Origin of the sequence: Thermoflexus sp. (genome assembly GCF_034432235.1) — a bacterium.
Lineage (GTDB): Bacteria > Chloroflexota > Anaerolineae > Thermoflexales > Thermoflexaceae > Thermoflexus.
The window spans coordinates 94,285-112,783 of the sequence record NZ_DAOUCJ010000111.1 but is presented as its reverse complement, the minus strand read 5'-3'; the positions used below and the strand labels follow the sequence as shown (position 1 = coordinate 112,783).

General features: G+C 62.7%; 13 protein-coding genes. 6 read left to right on the top strand and 7 right to left on the bottom strand.

The features are described from left to right. The first annotated feature begins 506 nt into the window (after positions 1-506). From VAE54_RS13890 to VAE54_RS13875, 4 genes are all read left to right on the top strand, one after another. Positions 507-1,700 (top strand): DNA double-strand break repair nuclease NurA, encoded by a 1,194-nt coding sequence (locus VAE54_RS13890; RefSeq protein WP_322802574.1) that lies wholly within the window; start codon positions 507-509, stop codon positions 1,698-1,700. A gap of 82 nt (positions 1,701-1,782) precedes the next feature. Continuing rightward, complete coding sequence (locus VAE54_RS13885) at positions 1,783-2,415, top strand: hypothetical protein (RefSeq protein WP_322802573.1); 633 nt, start codon at positions 1,783-1,785, stop codon at positions 2,413-2,415. 104 nt (positions 2,416-2,519) lie between these two features. Further along, positions 2,520-4,235 (top strand): ATP-binding protein, encoded by a 1,716-nt coding sequence (locus VAE54_RS13880; RefSeq protein ID WP_322802572.1) that lies wholly within the window; start codon positions 2,520-2,522, stop codon positions 4,233-4,235. A gap of 267 nt (positions 4,236-4,502) precedes the next feature. Next, a complete protein-coding gene (locus VAE54_RS13875; RefSeq protein WP_322802571.1) occupies positions 4,503-4,787 on the top strand; it encodes a hypothetical protein in 285 nt (94 codons plus the stop codon). Between the two features lie 4 nt (positions 4,788-4,791). On the opposite strand, the gene VAE54_RS13870 is transcribed toward VAE54_RS13875, so the two are convergent. The 7 genes from VAE54_RS13870 to VAE54_RS13840 form a co-directional block, all read right to left on the bottom strand. Further along, positions 4,792-6,336, bottom strand: coding sequence for an alpha-amylase family glycosyl hydrolase (locus VAE54_RS13870; RefSeq protein WP_322802570.1), 1,545 nt, complete (start codon positions 6,334-6,336; stop codon positions 4,792-4,794). Between the two features lie 48 nt (positions 6,337-6,384). Beyond that, positions 6,385-10,470 (bottom strand): alpha-amylase family glycosyl hydrolase, encoded by a 4,086-nt coding sequence (locus VAE54_RS13865; RefSeq protein WP_322802569.1) that lies wholly within the window; start codon positions 10,468-10,470, stop codon positions 6,385-6,387. A 10-nt stretch (positions 10,471-10,480) separates the two neighbouring features. Beyond that, positions 10,481-11,434, bottom strand: a complete 954-nt coding sequence (locus VAE54_RS13860) for a sugar ABC transporter permease (RefSeq protein WP_322802568.1) — start codon at positions 11,432-11,434, stop codon at positions 10,481-10,483. Beyond that, positions 11,427-12,440 (bottom strand): sugar ABC transporter permease, encoded by a 1,014-nt coding sequence (locus VAE54_RS13855; protein ID WP_322802567.1) that lies wholly within the window; start codon positions 12,438-12,440, stop codon positions 11,427-11,429. The genes VAE54_RS13860 and VAE54_RS13855 overlap by 8 nt, the downstream gene beginning before the upstream one ends. Before the next feature lie 67 nt (positions 12,441-12,507). Further along, entirely contained in the window at positions 12,508-13,788 is a 1,281-nt protein-coding gene (locus VAE54_RS13850; protein WP_322802566.1) for a sugar ABC transporter substrate-binding protein, read from the bottom strand. Positions 13,789-13,850: 62 nt separating this feature from the next. Next, positions 13,851-16,181, bottom strand: coding sequence for an alpha-amylase family glycosyl hydrolase (locus VAE54_RS13845; RefSeq protein ID WP_322802565.1), 2,331 nt, complete (start codon positions 16,179-16,181; stop codon positions 13,851-13,853). A gap of 44 nt (positions 16,182-16,225) precedes the next feature. Further along, entirely contained in the window at positions 16,226-17,224 is a 999-nt protein-coding gene (locus VAE54_RS13840; RefSeq protein ID WP_322802564.1) for a LacI family DNA-binding transcriptional regulator, read from the bottom strand. Positions 17,225-17,585: 361 nt separating this feature from the next. Between VAE54_RS13840 and VAE54_RS13835 the strand changes: the two genes are divergently transcribed. Then, positions 17,586-17,930, top strand: a complete 345-nt coding sequence (locus tag VAE54_RS13835) for a hypothetical protein (protein WP_322802563.1) — start codon at positions 17,586-17,588, stop codon at positions 17,928-17,930. 153 nt (positions 17,931-18,083) lie between these two features. After that, entirely contained in the window at positions 18,084-18,485 is a 402-nt protein-coding gene (locus VAE54_RS13830) for a hypothetical protein (RefSeq protein WP_322802562.1), read from the top strand. Positions 18,486-18,499 lie beyond the last annotated feature (14 nt).

Genomic DNA, 18,499 nt, shown 5'->3' with positions numbered 1-18,499 from the left:
CTCCTCACGCCCCTTGTGACCCATCCCGAATGGAACCCTCCGGACCTCAGGGAAAACGGCCCTGAACCGCTCCCCGGCCTGTGCGCATCGCTCTTTCCTTAATAACGTAACCCGGGAAACGCCGGAAAGAAGGCGAGGGGCCCTTTCATCATCCATCAGGAGAGATGTCCGGGTAGCAAGTCGCGCAACCCCTAACTCCGATGCGCATGGGTGATTTTCGAGGTCGATGCTGGAAGCGGCAGAAGCACCTTTATTATACCCAGCCCAGCCGGATCCGTCAAAGGGGAAACCGACGCAAGCAGGAGAGCGAGGAAAGCCAGGGCGGCGGGACGGATGGTCCGGCTGCTTCTCCTCTCTTTGGAGGGATGCGAACGTCTTCCCCATCGGAACGACATAAGCCTTGCCGAAGCATGCCGCGCGAGGTCCGAGTTCATGACTATAATGATAATGAAAGCCTGGCCCGGTGGGGGCCGGGGAAGCGTTCTCCCTGCGCGAGGGGGTTTACGATGCTGGACTGGCGGGAGGTAAGACGGCACGTGCAGGAGATGGCGGATTACGCCCGGGATCGCTTGCGGATGCATCCTCCGACGCTCCGATACGCCCTGAGCCTGCTCCATCGATTCTCTGACGATCTGGAGCGCCTGCAGCGGATGGCTCGGGAGGCCATGCGGGTTGGATGGCGCGGGGCGATCCCCTGGGGGGAGCCTCTCGCCGCCCGATTCCCTCTCCCCGCCGAACAGCCCCAGGCGCGGGTCATCGCGGCCGACGGCTCTCAGATCTATCCGGATCGCCACGGGACCATTCCCTATTTTGTTCTGAACATCGGTTTGATCGAGATGCGCCACGGCTCGGGCGCCCCCCCTCACACATGGCACCATCTCGTGTTCTGGTATCGAGAGGAAGAGCTTTTCACCGAGGACGGGGAGATGCGCGCCCTGAACGACCTGGAGGCCGAGCGAGACATCCAAGAGCTGGAGCAGCTGGCGGCGGCGATGGCCCGGCGGGCCGATGACGCCTTCGGCCCGCCGGTGGGGCTGGCGGACGGCCTGCTGCTTCCCTGGGCCCTGGCCCGGGGCGAACCCTTCGCGGCGGTCTCGGCGGAACGATATCGAGAGCTCTTCCGACGCGCCATTGGAGCCCTGGAATCCGCAAAGGAGACGGGGGGTGCCATCGCGGGATACGTGGATCGGCCCACGGGCCACGCGGTGCTGCGCTTGCTGGCCCTGGGGCTCCTGGATCCGGATGAGATCTCCCGGGAGAAGGTTGCCGACTACCCGTTTGGACAGTTGCGAGATCGGGCCCTCTTTGCCGAGCTGCTGAAGCCTGGCGAGCGCTCGGCCCTCTTCGCCCCAACATGGCCGATCAACGATCACCTGGATCGCGAAGGGCACCGCCTTCTGTTCTTCTATCTCAATGTGGGGACGGAAGGCCGCCCCCATCTCGCCCGCGTGGAAATCCCGGAGTGGGTGGCCCGGGATCGGGCCCGCCTGGATCGGCTCCATCGGGCGATCTGGGACCAGTGTCGCATCCTGGCGGAAGCCCCGTATCCGTATCTGCTCACCCGGGCCCATGAGCTGGCCCGCATCCGCCCGGACGAGCGAAAGCAACTGGAAGGGATGATCCAGGAGGCCCTCCTCCGGCGCGGCCTTCACGTCTCGATCTCCGCCAAGGCCCGTCAAAAGGAGTGGCTGGGCGGATAATGCGCGGCGTTTCGTTTCCTCATCCCATGAAACGGAGGAGACCAACGGCGCAACGCCCCAGACTTTGAAGCTGGAGCCAGAGATGGCCATCCCACAGGGTCGTTCGAATCCATCCGCAGGGCCCGCCTTCATCGGGCGGGTGATCGAATCCAGCGCCCGCACTTTTCTGGTGGGCTGTCGGTTGACCGCTGAGGATATCCCGGCCTTCGGGTCCTTCGTCCAGACCGCCCGGGGGGAGACGACCATCATCGGCATCATCTACGATCTGATCCTGGAGGGGGATGAGCTCACCCGCATGGTCGCGCTCCAGGACGTCCCGCCGCAGGAGATCCAGCAGGACATGATCGAGAACCGCAACATCCCGGTTCAGATCGGGGTGCTCACGCTGGGTTACATGCGGGACCGCTTTACATATTATGGCATCCCCCATCAGCCCCCGGCCCTGCTGGAACCGGTTTACACCTGTCTGCCCGCCCAGATCCAGCGATTCACCGAGCAGCCGGATTTCATCCGCACCCTGGTGGAGGCCCGCGAGGCCTCCGATGATGTGCTCGCAGCGGTCGTCCGGGCCGCCGCCGCTATCCGGCCTGGACCCCATCAGCGGGACTTCCTGATCCAGGTTGGTCAGGAACTGGTGCGGCTGCTGGCCGACGAGCCCACGCGCCTGGGGCAGGTGCTGCGCCGGATCCGGATGGCGGTAGAAGCGCCCGGTTGAGCCGGAGAGGCAGACCTGACTCCTCCGGGGATCGCGCGATCCCGAAAGCCCACAGGAAAAGGCCCGCTGCGGAAGGCCCATCATCCGATGACGGGAGGCTCTTTATGGCTTCGGAACGAGCAGCGACGCGGGGAACATGGTCCGCTCCGCCCGCGATGGAGGCGCGCCGGCTGGGGCGGGTGATCGGCGGTTCCCTCGCCGAGGGATTAGTGGTCAAGCTGGATCCTCGCATCGCCATCGAGGGTCTGGCGGTGGGCCGCTACGTGGTGATCTACGGATACCGGCGGCGCTTCTTCGGGATGATCACCGATATCCGGCTGGACAGCGTCAACCCGGACCTCGCCCGCATGCCTCCGGATCCGGAGGACCCGCTGATCCGGGAGATGGTGGCCGGCATTGGGGTCTTCGGCCAGATCCACGTCCAGCCGATGCTGGTTCTGGAGGAGAACGATCCCCTTCCGCGGCCCGTTAAAACCGTTCCCGCGCATTTCTCTCCGGTCTACGAGGCCACTGAGGAAGAAGTCCACGCCATCTTCCGGCCCCGGGTGAAGGGACGGGAGGAGCGGTATTTCGTGATCGGGGAGCCCCTGGATATGCCGGGGGTGCGGATCCCCCTCAACCTGGATCGTTTCGTCGAGCGCTCGAGTGGCGTGTTCGGGAAGAGCGGGACAGGGAAGACTTTCCTTACCCGGCTGTTGCTGGCCGGGGTGATCTACCATAATACCTCTGTGGCCCTGATCTTCGACATGCACAACGAATACGGATGGAGCGCCCCGGGGGAGGGAGGCCATGTCCCGGGCCTGAAGCAATTGCCCGGGTGCTTTTCCCGGGTGGCCATCGCCACCCTGGACGAGGAGTCCTCCCGGCGACGGAGCAGCCGGTATGACCTCGTCGTTCGCATCGGCTATGACCAGATCGAACCGGAGGATGTCGAGCTCCTGCGCGGCGTCATCGGCCTGAGCGAGGTCCAGATCGGCGCCCTTTACATGCTGCGGCGCCGGCTGGGCCGGGACTGGCTGCGGATCCTGCTGGAGGAGGATCGAGAGTTCGCCGGGGAGAACGAAAACGAAGAGGAAACGGAGACCGATCCCCTGGCGGATCTGGTGGAGCGGGATCTGATCACCAGCAGCACCCTGGGCGCCCTCCAGCGCAAGCTGGGCCTCTTTCATCGGTTCCGGTTTCTGGTCCCCCAGGCCTCTGAGGACGCTGCCCAGGCGATCCTCTCCCGGGTTCTCGAGGGTCAGAGCGTGGTGCTCGAATTCGGGCGCTATGGGAACGATATGGCGGCCTACGTGCTGGTGGCCAACTACCTGACCCGTCGCATCCACGCGGAATACGTCCGCCGCAAGGAGGCCGCCCTGGGGGATTCCAGCCGGGAGCCGCCGCATCTGGTGATCGTCGTCGAGGAGGCGCACAAGTTCCTGCAGCCCGGCATCGCGGAGCACACCGTGTTCGGGACCATCGCCCGGGAATTGCGCAAGTATAACGTCACCTTGCTGATTGTCGACCAGCGGCCCAGCCAGATCGACAGCGAGGTGCTCTCCCAGATCGGCACGCGGGTGCTGTGCCTGCTGGACCATGAGGAAGATGTGCGCGCCGCCCTTTCCGGGATCTCCGGCGCCTCCCGGCTGCGCGAGGTGCTGGCCCGCCTGGAGACCAAACAGCAGGCCCTGCTGCTGGGCCACGCGGTGCCCATGCCGGTGGTGGTGCGGACCCGTGATTATGACGCCTCGTTCCTGGAGGAACTGGCGCGTGGAGAGAAGGAGGAGTTCGCGGACCTGGCCGAGAAGTATCTCCGCCTCACGCGGGATGACGACTGAGCCTGGCGAAAGGGAACCCTCGCCTCCTGGGAAACGTCTCCTTAAGAGAAGCCGTCGGCTCCTAAGGGCGAGCCATTCCTGCATGCTCCCAGGAGGTGTTCTATGAGGATGGGACAAGGGCATTGGATCTGGATCGCGGGAGTGCTCATGGGGGTGCTCGGGGCGTGCGCGCCAGCGCGCCCCGCGGTTTCCCCGCTGGAAGGATTCTCTCCCCTTCCCGCGCCGCATCGACCCACACCCGCACGGGGCACTTCAGGAGAATCCCCTATGGAACCTGAACTGGAGGTGCGAATCGAGCAGGCCCGGAAAGACCTGGCTGCCCGCATAGGCGTGCAGGAGGAGGAGATCCGGGTGGTTGAGGCACAGGCGGTGACCTGGCCCGATAGCAGCCTGGGATGCCCAGAGCGCGGACGGATGTATGCCCAGGTTCTCACCCCTGGCTATCGGATTGTCCTCGAAATCGGAGGAACCCGCTACGCCTATCACGCAGGGCGGGAGGGGTCACCCTTCCTGTGCCCACCGGACCGGGCCCAGGAGCCTGTGGGGCGATAAGGGCTCAGGGGGCGGCTAAGAGCATGGCACCCGCACCGGGCAGCGTCACGGTATAGGGCTGTCCGGCCTGGGCACTGGGGAAGACCTGCCCGCTCCACAGATCCCGCAGGGCCGGGGCCGTGAAGGGGAAGGCGAGGATCGTTGCCGGAAGGGGTTCTTGGGCGAAGTTGAAAATAGCGACCACCGTCTGATCCCCCGCTCGTCGCACGAACCCCCACGGCCCCGGCGCCGGTGCCTCCAGGGGGAGCAGTGCGAAATCCCCTTCCCGCAGCGCCGGCGTCGTCGCCCGCAGGCGAAGGAGTCGGCGGTAGGTGTTCAGCAGCGAGGCGGGGTCCTTCTCCTCCTCCTCTACCGAGATCCCATCGTCCGGACGGTTCCAACGGTCGGGGGGTCGGAACCAGGTGGTCTGCCCGGGTCCCTCTCCCGCAGCATACCAGTCCATCGGCTCCCGGCGGTAGTTGTCCCATGCTGGCGGACCCCCCTTCTGCCCCCGCATGCCGATCTCCTCCCCATAGTAGAGCTGGAGCGGCCCTGGCAGAGCGCTCCACAGGGCAGCTGCCAGCCGCAGGCGATCTGGATCTCCCCCCAGCTTCGTGGCCAGCCGGTTGGTGTCGTGGTTGGAGAGGAAGCGCACGGCCATCCCCGTGGGTGGGAAGCGCGCGGCCTCCTCTTCAAAGAGGTCGGAGAGAAGGGCCGGAGGGCCCTGGCCGGCCAGCAAACCGTCGCCGTTGCGGTCCGGGCTCCCCATCAGCACATGGTAAAGAGGGAAATCGAAAAGGGCATCGAAGCGATCAAAATATTCGCTCAGAGCCGGGACGTCCCGCTGCCATACCTCCCCCAGAAGCAGGGCATCCGGACGGATGGCTCGGACTGCAGTGCGCAGCTCACTGAAGAACGCCTTGGGGGGGAAGGTGGCGTTGTCGACCCGAAAGCCGTCCACACCCTGCTCCAGCCAGAAGCGGGCGACACGGGTGAGGTAGCGCACTACCTCCGGGTTGCGGTGGTTGAATCGCGGCATGCTGGTCACGCCGTCAAAGGCGAGATACTGAGTGTGGGCCTCGTTGAGCCAGAGAAACCAGCCGCTATAAGGGGAGTCCGGCCGGCCGAAGGCATCGCGGAAAAGAGGGTGCTGACTGGAGAGATGAGAGGGGACGAAATCCAGGAGCACCCGCATTCCCCGGGCATGGGCAGCCTCGACGAGGGCCCGAAGGTCCGTGATCGTCCCATATTCCGGACGGACGTCGAAGTGCTCCATCACGTCATAGCCGTGATCAGAAGGGGAAGGATAGATGGGCATCAACCAGATCGCGGTGACCCCTAATCCCTGCAGGTAATCCAGTCGGTCGATGATTCCCCGGAGGTCCCCGATGCCGTCCCCATCATGATCGGCGAAGGAACGGACGAAGATGAGATACAGCACAGCGTCCCGGAACCACGATGGGTCAGGCGCGGCTGTCGCCTTTGGGCTTGGGAAAGGGGAAAGAGGGGCGGTGGGAGATGGCCGTGAAACAGGCTGACAGGCGAGGGCCATCAGCCCCAGAAGAAACACGAAGCGCCCCTTTCCATTGGAGCCCATGGAGCCCCTTGGATCCTGGATCTAAGGCGTTGAGAATCGGGCGATGAACGGGAGGAAGAGCATGTAGCGGCGTAGCATCAGCGAGGCCTCCGAGATGTTGTTCGACGGCTCCGGGTCCGGCTCGCTCGCCCCTCCTTCCACTCGCCAGATCCCCAAGAAGATCGGGGTGGCAGGTCGGAAGAACCGAATCGACAGGATACGGGTTGCCCCGGGAGCCATCGGCGATTGGGTGCAGCGCAGAGCGCTTCCCTGGCGGGTGCACCCGGCCGGCGGGTCGCCCTCCAGCGTCACTTCGATCGGGAACGTGTCCGTGAGAACCGCAGAGGCAGCCCGTGAAGGGCCTGCCTGGGTCCATGTAATCGTCTGAGTGATCCGCCAGCCGTTCCCCACCCACTGGGCAGTCAGGGTCTGAGCCACCCCCACATCCGCCGCCGTGGTGAGCGGAATCCCAAGCACCGCCGTGTTATTCCCCAGACCCGGATCCGGCGTTTGAGCCCCCACCGTGGCCGTGACCGCCACGCTGCCCGTGGCCGCAGGATCCACCCCCAGCCGAAGCCCATAAGTCCGCGTCGCCCCTGCCGCCAGATCCCCCACCCCACACACCACCGGATTGGTCCCACCGCAATCCCCCGGAAGAACCTGCGGCGTCAGCGCCGCAGGCAACGTCACGCTCACCACCACCCCCGCCGCCTGCGACGGACCCCCATTGGTGATCGCCAGCGTCACCGTCACCACACCCCCCGCCACGGCCGGAACAGGCTCAGCCCCCAGCCCCACCCCCACATCCGCCGCCAGCTGCACCGGCGCCGACTCTCCATAGCGTCCAAGGGCGTTGTAAGCGCGTACCTTGAAGAAAGAAGACCAAGATACATGAGGGATGAAGAAATGGAGATAGCCATCAGGCTCCCCGAAGGGGGCTGTTGAGGTCATCCCCACGCTTGTCCATGGACCCTCTACAGAGGGGCTTTGGAAGACCTCATACCTGGTCACAACCTCAGCCCCACCCTGGGTGTCCTGTCGGATCGGACGCCAGCGGAGGGCCACACCGTCCGATTGAGGGTCAGCAAGGACGGTTGGGGCAGCCGGGGTGTCCGCCTGCTCGGGCTGCAGCACAACGGCTCCCCACTCCGGGGGCACAGGAATAGTCACCTGTCCATTGGACACCGGAATGGTGACGCCTGAGAGAACTTCCTGTAAGACCGTCCCGTTCGTCCATCCGATGGGCGAGGTATCCACGCCGGAAAGCGTGATCGTATGGGTGACGGTGTCTCGGTTCAGCAAGACGACAACCGCCTGAGAACCCCAAATTCGGGCAAACCCGTAGAGGCGGTTCGCGTCATCTATGATCAGCCCGTGAAGGACATCGCCATCCTGGAGGGCACGGACCGCATGGCGGATGCTGGCCATCCGCTGCACGAAGGCCCACAGCGAGAGGTCCGCCTGGAAATCCCCTGGCGTATCCGGCCATGGATAGGGAGCCCGGTTGTAGGGATCGTCCTGCCAGGTGCTCCCATCCCAGACGCCATCCTGAGAAAGGCCCACCTCGTCTCCATAGTAGAGCGTAGGAGCCCCCGCATAGGTGAAGGCAAACAGCCAGGCCTCCTGCATCCGATGCCGGGCCTTGGCGTCGTCGTCCCCGTTGACCTTGCGGAGCAAGAAGCGCAGGCGGTTGGTATCGTGGGAGCCCAACAGGTTCAGCATGGCCTTCCATGCCGGCGGGGGATAATCCTCCCAGATGGACATCAGCCGGGCATGGAACTGAGAAGGAGTTAGAGGGGCGATCGGACCGCTGACGCTCCCCGGGTTATCATCGTTATCCTGAAAGACCGTCCCGCCGGAGCATCCGTTCCCGGCGCAACCCGTGGCCAGCCAGCCCAGGACAGCCGATCGGAACCGGTAATTCATGGCGCTGTCCCACTGGGAGCCCAGCAACCATGGTGAGGCATCCCCCCACTCCTCCCCGATCATCACCGCATCCGGTCGCACGGATCGGATCGCTGCCCGGAACCCGGACCAGAACCCGTTGGTCGGGGATATGGTGAGGCCAGGATCCACATCGCCGGCCACATCCAGGCGCCAGCCTGAAGCCCCTTGTTGGATCCAATAGGGGCCCACGGAGGCAGTCCCCTGGGTGTAGAAAAGGGCCCGGACCGATGGGTGAGCGGTGTTGAGTTTTGGAAGAGAACCATAACCCTGCCAGGTCTCGTAGGTCATCGTCCATGGCCCGGCCGGGTCATCCGCGTCATTCGCATCACAGCGGTCACCCGCGCTCATCGGCGGATGCCCGATGTCCGGGAAGAAGAACCATGCCCGATAAGGGGAAGCGGGGCTCTCACATGCCCCGGAGTTGTCATCGAGGCCAGGCCCGTTCGGGGAGGTGAGATTCCCGGCAGCGTCATAACGGCTGTAGCGGTCAAAGTAAGGGCTGTCCGAGGAGACGTGGTTGAAGACCCCATCCAGGATGATGCGGATCCCGTGGGCTGCGGCTTCCTGCACCAGCGCCTGGAAGTCCTCCAGCGTCCCGAAATCCGGGTCAATGTGGAAGTAATCCACCGTATCGTATTTGTGATTGGACGGAGAGCGGAAAATGGGGTTCAGATAGAGGACAGTCACCCCCAGCGCATCGAAGTATCCCTCCCGGATCTTCTGGAGGATCCCCCGCAGGTCGCCCCCATAGAAGTTCTCGCCATAGGCGTCCGGGCATGGTCCCGCGCTGTCCCGCGGATCACAGATCCGCGTGTTCCAGGCTGAGCTCCCGGACCGAAAGAGAGTTCCGCCCGGACGATTGTAGTAGAAGCGACCCGGTAAGGGATCGTTGGACGGATCCCCGTCGCGGAAGCGATCGGGGAAGATCTGGTAGACGACGGCCCGCTGAAGCCATTCAGGGACCGCGAAGGCAGGGTCGTAAACAGTGATCTGGAAGCTCTTCCAGACCACCTGGTTGAAGTCGTCATACATTTGACCGGTTCCGCCCCCATAGAATTGGGGATCGTCATCGGCATACCAGTCCGTATCGGGGGTGCGATTGAAGGGGCATGCGCCGCCCCCATCATCGGTCAGTTCGAAAACGTAGTAAAGAATCGTAGGCTGGGCGGTGGCTGTGACCGGCAAGGTGACAGTCCAGGTATCGTAGACTGTCCCTTGGGCTTCCAGGCCCATCGTATAGAAGGTCTCCGTGTCTGTTCGATCATCCCACACCCGAAGCCGCACTCGGGTGAGATCGTTGTGAGCAGTGCGCAGCCGTAGCCGGATAGGAGTCCCCGCCGGGATAGCGCCGTGGGGTTGCCGATAGGCTGGATCGAAGGTATCGTGGCGCACCTCTGCCCACCAGACATCGCAATCGGGCACGGCGCCCAGGGTGTATGTGATCCATTGGGAGAGCGTAGTAGAGGCATCCCATCCCGTGGATTGGCTATCCGGGGGAACGGTATCATAAGCGCCCTTGGTGCTCCCACCCTGGGTGGTGAAAAGTTGCAGATGGAGGGTCATCCCTAACGAGGCCCCGATCTCGGAGAGGGGGATGCGAAACTCCACCCCACGGCCGTCAGCGTAGGCAATGCGGGTACCTGTCTGGCCGCCTGGAGGAATGCCTCCCCAGTTGACGCCATAGCCCTGCCACGCAGATCCGTCCCATCGCAGCAGTTCTGTCCAACCGTTATCGGAGGGGGAGGCGCCCGGGATGTTCCCACGGACCACGAAGTCGGGCTTCCAGGGATGAGCGAAAGCGATGGCATTGCCCCAGGGATCCTGAGTTCCTCCCTGAGGCGTTCCGCCCACATCGATCAGCAGCCCGATCTGCCCGGAGGAAGTGCTTTTCTGATACGCGGGCAGGTCTGCATACACATAAAGATATTGAGCATCGTGGGTCACATAGAGGGCCGTGAGATCCGCCCACTGGGTTCCCACCCAATCCCGCGGCCCCGGGCTGGCCAGGTCCCCAGGGGGATCCGTGGCGATGGGCATGCCGTAAGCAGGCTCCCGAAGCCCATCCAGCGCGATCCCTGCATCTGCCCGGGTCGATGGAGGGATGCGTCCCGTCGCGAGGAGGGCCAGGAACACAGAAACCACGAGACAACGGCGTAAGGAGGAAGAGCCCCCGCAGCGCATCGTTGGCCCCTTAACGCCAGCCCAGGGTTAATCCGCTGACGATGTAGCGCTGGATCCAGAAGTAAACCGCAGAGACAGGCAGGGCGACCAGGATAGCCATCGCGGAGAACATCGACCATGGTGTGCTATCCGCATACTGACCCACCATGTTGTAAAGCGCCATCATCAGCGTGAAATCCTTGGGATTGGTCAAAAACTGCCACGAGATCGCGAACTCGGTCCATGTGCTCATGAAGCCCAGGAAGCCGGTCACCGCCAGAGCCGGCATGGTCAGGGGAAGGGTGATGCGCACGAAAGCCTGAACCGGCGTGCACCCATCGATCAACGCTGCCTCCTCGAGGTCCCGAGGGATCGTGTCAATATACCCCTTGAGGTTCCAGATCGCGAAGGGCAAGAGGCTGGATAGAACAGCCAGCCCTACCCCCCAAAGGGAGTTGCGGAGATTGAAGGTCATTTCCCCCACTGTGATCTGCACCTTATTCAACAGCACAAAGAGGGCGGGAAGGGTGGCAATCGGAGGCAGCATTAAGACGGCCAGGATAGCGATCATGAAGATCCGCCGGCCGTGGAACCGCATGCGAGAAAACGCATAAGCCGCGAACACCCCTACAATCACGGAAGCCAGCCCCGTGCCGACGGACAGCCGGAAGCTGTTGAAGGCGAGCTCGGGCCAGCTCACCGGATTCGGGGTGGGCTGCCGCAAGACTTTCCGGTAGGCCTCCAGCGAGGCCCCGGGCGGGATCAACCGCAATTCCGTCGGACGAGAGATATCCCGGGGATCGAGAGATAAGCTGACGACCCACAGGATCGGGTAGAGGACCGTGAAGGCGATCAGCAGCAACACCGCCTGCAGGGCCAGCTGATATCGTAACGGGAGACGCCGACCCGGCGAACGATAGGCCTGCGCCATCCGCCGCTCTCGCCACCAGCCTTGCAATCGCACGCGAACCGCCAGACTAGACATCGTAACTCTCCGTCGCTCGAGTGATCGCGTTGGTCACCAGGGTGATCGCCAGGAGGATGAAGAAGATATAAACGCAGAAAGCAGCCGCCACGCCGTAGAGACGCTGCTCGTTGACCAGCCGGAAGGCAATGGTGATGAGGATCTCAGTCTGCCGCAGAGGGCCACCGCCGGACAGGAAATAGATCAGGCTGAAGAGATTGAAGGTGACCACGATCCCATAGACCGCAGCCGGGACCATGGCCGGTCGCAGCAAAGGAAGCGTGATGTATCGAAGCTTCTGCCAGGGCGTCGCCCCGTCTAAATCGGCAGCTTCGTAGAGGTCTTTCGGAATGCTCTGTAGAGCCCCTGTCGCCACGATGGTCATGAACGGCCACCCCAGCCACACATTTGTGATCAAAAGAGCGTAATACGCCAGTGGCAGCGGCAGGCCCGGAAGCAGCCATGGGATCGGCGGATCTACCTGATCGATCCATCGGATATGGAAAGCTTCTCGAGGAAACCCGAGCAGTCCGCCGATCAGCGCCAGGCCCTGATTGATCGCCCCATAATCCGGATCGAACATGTTCCGGAACACGTTCGCCACGATGATTTGGGGGATGACAATGGGCAGGACAAACAGGGCCCGGTAGAATCGTTTGCCCCACAGCCCCTCCGTGTTCAGGGCGACGGCAATAAGGACCCCCAGAACCACATGGATGGCAACGTTCGAGAACGTCCAGAACAGATTGAACGCCAGGGTCCGCCAGAAGTTGAAATAGGAAAGCCCGATCTCCCCCCGCAGGATGCGAACGTAATTTTCCAGCCCCACCCAGTTCGGAGGAGGAGCGTCGATGCGAAGGTTTTTCAGACCATAATCCGTAAAGGACATGTAGACCTGATAGGCCATCGGATAGAACGTGATCACCCCCATGATGAGGAGGGCCGGAAGCAAGTATAAATATGCAGAGAGCCAGCGACGGGACCGGATCCAAGCGACACTTGGAAAGGACAGACCGATCGGGGCCATTTTCCCCTCCCGATTCATAGCAGGGGGCGCGAGCAACCTCCGCTCGCGCCCCCTGGGCATCGCCTGCTTACGGGGAGAACTTGTTCGCCTTATTCATATCCGCACAAGCCTTGGCCACTGCATCGGCGGGCTTGGCCTTCCCTTCCAGGACAGCGGTGAACATATCCCCGAAGGGGCCCCAGTAATTATCAAACCATGCTTCCTGAGGACGCGGGAAGCCCGCTGCGGCAGCCTCCGCGAAGGTGTTGACCAGCGGATCCGCCACCTGCACATCCGTGCGGACGGGTGGACCGCCGGCCACGTCGGCATAGATCTTGAGGCCCTCGGGCCCGAAGATATAAAGGGCCAGGGCGACCGCGGCCTCCTTGTTCTTGCTGTTCGGATTGATATACCAGCCGTCCACACCCGTCAGCGGCTTGGCCGGCCCCTTCGGACCTGCCGGGAGGGGGACGACGCCCAGCTTGTCGCCCAGATCCTTCTTATAATCCCCGAGCATCCAGGGGCCGTCCACGATCATATCGGCTTTGCCCTGACGGAACAAAGTGGCCCCCTTCGAGAGATCCGATTCGAACTGAGCACCGGCCGCCTTGAGATCCAGCAGGAACTGCAACGCTTCCGCCACGCCTCCTTTATCAGCAATGCAGCGGCCCTGCGGATCCGCCAGCTGGCCTCCGAAGGCCGAATACCAGCCAAAGTGGAAATAGGCCGCCGCTCCGCCGGCGTAGAGCACCAGTTTCTTGCCCGCCTTGACCAGCTTCAGCAAATCGTCGGTGGTCTTCGGAGGCTCAGGCACCGTGGACTTGTTGTAATAAAGGGCGACCGCTTTCACGATGCCTGGCACGCCGTAGATCTTGCCCCCAACCTGCATCCCCTGGATCCCGATGGGCGCCACGTTCTCGAGCTTGCCCTTCAGCAGATCGTCCAGGGGAGCAATGAGGCCCGCCCGCACCTCTTTACCCAGCTGGTCGTTGGGTGCTGTGAACATGTCTGGGCCACCCCCGGCCGCGACCTCGGTCTCCCACTTGGTGAAAATCTGATCGAAGGGGATGGCCAGAACCTGCACCTCCACGTTCGGGTTCTTCTGCTGATAGTTCTTCAGGATCTGCGTCAGGGCCTGCTCCTCCGATCCTCCCGTGTGATAGGCGTGCCAGATCGTCAGCTTGGTCTTGGGAGCAGGTGTCGGAGAGGGAGCCGTCGTGGGCGTGGCGGCTGCCGGAGCGGTGGGAGAAGCCGCCGGAGCGGCCTGGGTCGCGGTCGGAGGCACTGGCGTAGGCGTCGCACAGGCCCCCAGCAGCGACCCGATCACCAGCAGACTGATGATCCAGAGAAACCAACGCCGCGGAACCATCTTGCACCTCCTTTTTAAGATCTTCCCGTCTCAGGGGCTCTGTATAGCGCCCCTGGGATCGGCTACGGTTGCCATTGATCGGTAAAGGCCGCAGAACCGGAGCATGGCAACGTGCGGATATGGTTCGTACCGCCTTCCCAGATTACGGAGCCATTCGGGTTCTTGACAATGTATTTGTATTGGAGCGTCCCGCACTTGCTGTAATTGGTGAAATAGACATCCCCAGACCATGTGTTCGAGTTCACCCATGAGAGCGGCCGCGCTTTGGCCGGATCCCAGAACCCAAGCTCCGGCGCATCACCGACCACAAAGATGTTCTGGCCATAGTAGGTCACATAGCCCTGAACGGTGAACGTCACCTTCACATCGCTCGAGGCGCCGGCGACCAGGATCGCTCCACCCTTCGGAGGGACAGAGACCCCCACCCGTCCTCCGCTGACTGCATACTGCCCCCCGTTCCAGAGATCAGTGACCCGCGTTCCATCGGCCAGATACCCGGAGACGGGGAAGGAAAGGATTCGACTGGAGTCGCTATTGTTAAGGCCAACCAGGAGCTTGAAGGAGCTATCCCAGCGGCGATAACCATACGTGCCGCTCGCCTCATCCAGGATCGCCCCATGGGCGATCCCACCGGTCCGCAACGCCGCATAAAGGGATCGGATGCGAATCAACCGCTTCACATCGGCGCGGAGCGCTTGATCCTCCTGACCCCACGGATACGTGCGCCGGTTATCCGGATCATTGGCTCCTGTCAGGCCCACCTCGTCTCCATAGTAGATGGTGGGGGCGCCCGGATAGGTCATCAAGAAGAGATAGGCCAGCCGTAGGCGCGCCTTGTCGCCGCCCGCATCATACAGAAAGCGAGCGGTGTCATGGGAATCCAGCAGGTTCATGAGAGCATACCATGCCTGGGGCGGATAATCCTCCCAGATAGCCAGGAGCCGCTGATGGAAGGCAGTAGGTCCAATGGAGCGCCGGGCAATGAAATCCGTCACCGCGAACTTCAGCCGATAGTTCATCACACTGTCCATCTCCCGGCCCGTGAGATACTCGCTGGCATCCCCCCAAACTTCCCCGATCACCGGGGCATCGGCTCGGGTTGCCTTCACGGCCGTCCGGAAGCCCTGCCAGAAGGAGTGGCTGACTTCATCCGCCACGTCCAGCCGCCATCCATCAGCCCCCTGTTGGAGCCAATAGCGCGCCACGGCCCCCGACGATCCATACACGTAATCTCGAACCGCCTGAACCTCCGTCCATTCCGGGAGTGTGGCGAAGCCCCACCAGCTGGCATAATCGGGAGAACCCAGGATGCCCTGCAGCGGGCTGTCCCAGTTCACCTGCGGCTCCCCAGGATCCCAGAGGTGGTTTCGGTTCCGGTCATCAAACCACCGGATCGGATAACGATAAACGGTATACCACGACCAGTAGGGAGAAGCCGATCCCCGTTGCACAACATCCTGGAAGAAGGGATGAGCCACGCTGGTGTGATTGAACACCCCATCCAGAATTAAACGTATCCCTCGATTATGTAAAGCGCTGACCAGATTCTGAAAAGTGGTTAGCGTTCCAAAGTGAGGATCAATTTGGAAGTAATTTGTAATATCGTATTTGTGGTTCGAGGGCGACGTAAAGATCGGGTTCAGATAGATGGCAGTGACCCCGAGATCCCGCAACTGATCCACTTTGGCCAGGATCCCCGCCAAATCTCCCCCATAGAAGTCCCGGCCCCGGGGCGGATTCTCCGGAAGATCAAACCAGTTCGTGTGGAAGAGCACCGAATCCCCATAGACTTTTTCCGTGGTCTTGGGATCGTTCGATGAATCACCATTGTAGAACCGATCCGGAAAGATCTGGTAAATTACTGCGTTCTTCAACCAGTCCGGAGTCGTGAAATTGGGGTCATAAATCGTGATGTTGTAATCATTGGCCTGGGCGTCGGCCTCATTACCGTAAGCCGCTCCCCAGCCGCCATCCCGCGCGCCATCGTCGGCGTAATACGCCACCGCAGAGCCATCGTAGATCCGGAAGTGGTACCAGAGGACCGTCGGAGCGGTATAGGCCGGTAGATCCACACCCCAGTAATCATAGGTCGCGTCATTGGTCTCCCATGCCATAGGGTAAAGCTCCTCCCGGCCTGCCGCGCTGTTCCAGATGCGGACCACCGCCCCTGTAATATCGTAGCGATACACACGGAGGCGCAGATGAACCCGCTGGCCCGTCGGGATCGCCCCCACCGGGTTGCGATAGAAGGAGCTACGGCTATTGTGGCCCAGACCGAGCCATTCTACATTGTTGTCGTTGGTGGCCGCTCGCGCCCGTTGCCCGCGGAGGGGGAGGGCCAAGCTCAGAATCAAAACCAATGCCCATACGGCGATGCGCTGCCGTTGATCCATGGCTCCTTCCTCACTGAGTTATCGATTGGGTGTTCGCCGATGGCTCAACCCGGCGCCGGGCCGGTGGACTCCCGCACGATGAGCTGCGCGGGGATCAGGATATGAGCCGGCGGCGCCTCTGGCTCCTGCAGCCGACGGGCCAGGGCCTCCGCCGCCGCCTCCGCGATCCGGTCTACATACAGATTGATCGTCGTTAACGGAGGATCCGCCAGCGCGGCCAGCGGGGAGTCCGAACATCCGATCACCGAGATGTCCGCCGGGACCCGAAGCCCCCACTCCCGGAGCGTGCGCAGCACCGTGAGCGCCGGGATATCATGGGTGATGATCGCCGTGATGGCACGCCCTTTGGACCAGAGCGCCTCCAACGCCCGCACCGTCCCGGCCTCGGTCCCATCGGTCTCCACCACCAGGTCGGCGTTCCCCTCCAGGCCATATTCCTTGAGATAAGCCAGATACGCCCGCAGACGGATCGCCGAATAGCCGAACTCCAGCGGCTCCGCCAGATAGGCGATCCGCCGGTGCCCCAGGGCAAGCAAATGCTCCAGCGCCAGCCGCGCCGTCTGGACAAAATCCGTATCCACCACATCCACCCCTTCTATCTCATCGGGCCGCCCGATCGAGACGAAGGGAACGCCCAGCTCCTTCAAAAGGGCGACGCGCTCATCCTGACGGCGGACCATCATCAGCAGCCAGCCGTCGCAGATCCCGGTGGCGGCAAAACGCTCGAAGGACTCCAGATCTTGACTGATCTGAAGGAGGAAATTAAAGCCGGAGCGGCTAACGGCCTGGGCGATGGCGCCGAAATACTGGAGGTTCAGGGGATCGAAGGACTCCGAGGTGAGCAGGGCGGAAAGGGCCACCGTGTTCGTCCGACGGGCCGCCAGGCTCTTGGCGGCGAAATTCGGGCGGTATTTGAGGCGCTCGACCGCCTCCAACACCCGCGCCACGGTCTCCGGCTTGAACCGGCCTTTATTGTTCAGGATGTTGGAGACCGTGGTGATGGAAACGCCCGCTTCCCGCGCGATGTCATAAATCGTGGGCATGCCCTTCCCCGCCTGCAGGAGACTCCCGGCCGGAACACCCGCCTTCGCGCTCGCTGAGGATCACCCGATAGATCGCTGACTCCCAACGGGGGGCTCTTCCCACATGTTCGATGAAGCGCTTTTGTAAAGCGCTTTTATTTTATCGAGGTCAAGCGGATCTGTCAAGAGGGGTCTTCAAAGATGGGTTGGGAAGGCAGGGTTTCCGGTGGGGAGCAATGTGTGGGAAGAGGGCATCCCGGAACCCCTGGCATCCTCCACACTGCTGGCAGGGAGGAGAATCCGGCGTGCGGAGGGGTGGATTTGTCGGACCGCCGTGGATCGCATATACTCGGTAGCAGGATTCCCCGTGAGGAAAACCGCAATGGCTGAAGAATCTCTCCAGAAAGGACGCCGGGGACGTCGGCGGACCAACCCGCTGGAGCGCTACGCGGCCGATGTCATCGCCAAGCAGCTTTTCCTGGAAGATCTGGCCGTGGCGGCGATCGATTTCGACACCCTGGCCGCCTACTATCCAGAGCTCACGCCAGAACAGCTGCGCGGGCGTCTGGGGATCGCCACCAAACGGGCTCTGCTGGAGGACGTGGCGGACATCATCCTGGAGCCCCCGGATGAAGGGGAAGGCCCGGAGCAGATGCGCCTGAATATCCTGGACCTGGACCGTTTCGCCGAGATCGTCCACGAGGAGATGACCGTCGAGGTGATGTAAGCCGATGGGGAAGGATCGCCCCAGGGAGGAGGGACAGCCGAAGGGGTCCCTCCTCCCTTGTTTATCCGGGACGGGGGAGAGGTCAGGCCCATCATCGGAGAAGTGATGATAAGGTGAAAGGGAAAGGATTCCGCGAATCCTGGAGGAATGGCCATGAGCGGGCTGCTTATCCTTCACAGCCTTTGGCGCTGGGCTGTTCTTCTGGCTGTCCTGGGCGCGCTCTATGGATTAATTCAGGAAGCTCGAGGGATTGACCCTTCTGCTCTGTGGAAGCGATCCATTCGGTTTTATCCAGTGATCCTGGACGTCCAGGTCGCTCTGGGAATTCTGCTCTGGCTGGCCCAGCGTCTCGGGGGCGGGCCGCTGACCCCGATCCAGGTGATCCATCCGGTCTGGGGCCTGCTGGCGGCCGGGGCCGCCCATGCGGCGGCCGCCTTCCGGGAACGGGAGAATCCGATCCGCGCCCGCGGGATGCTGATCGCTTACACCCTCTCCCTGGCCCTGATCCTGATCGCCCTGGCCAGCGTGGGGGCCTTTCCCTTCGGACGACGTTAGCCGGAGAGAAGGAC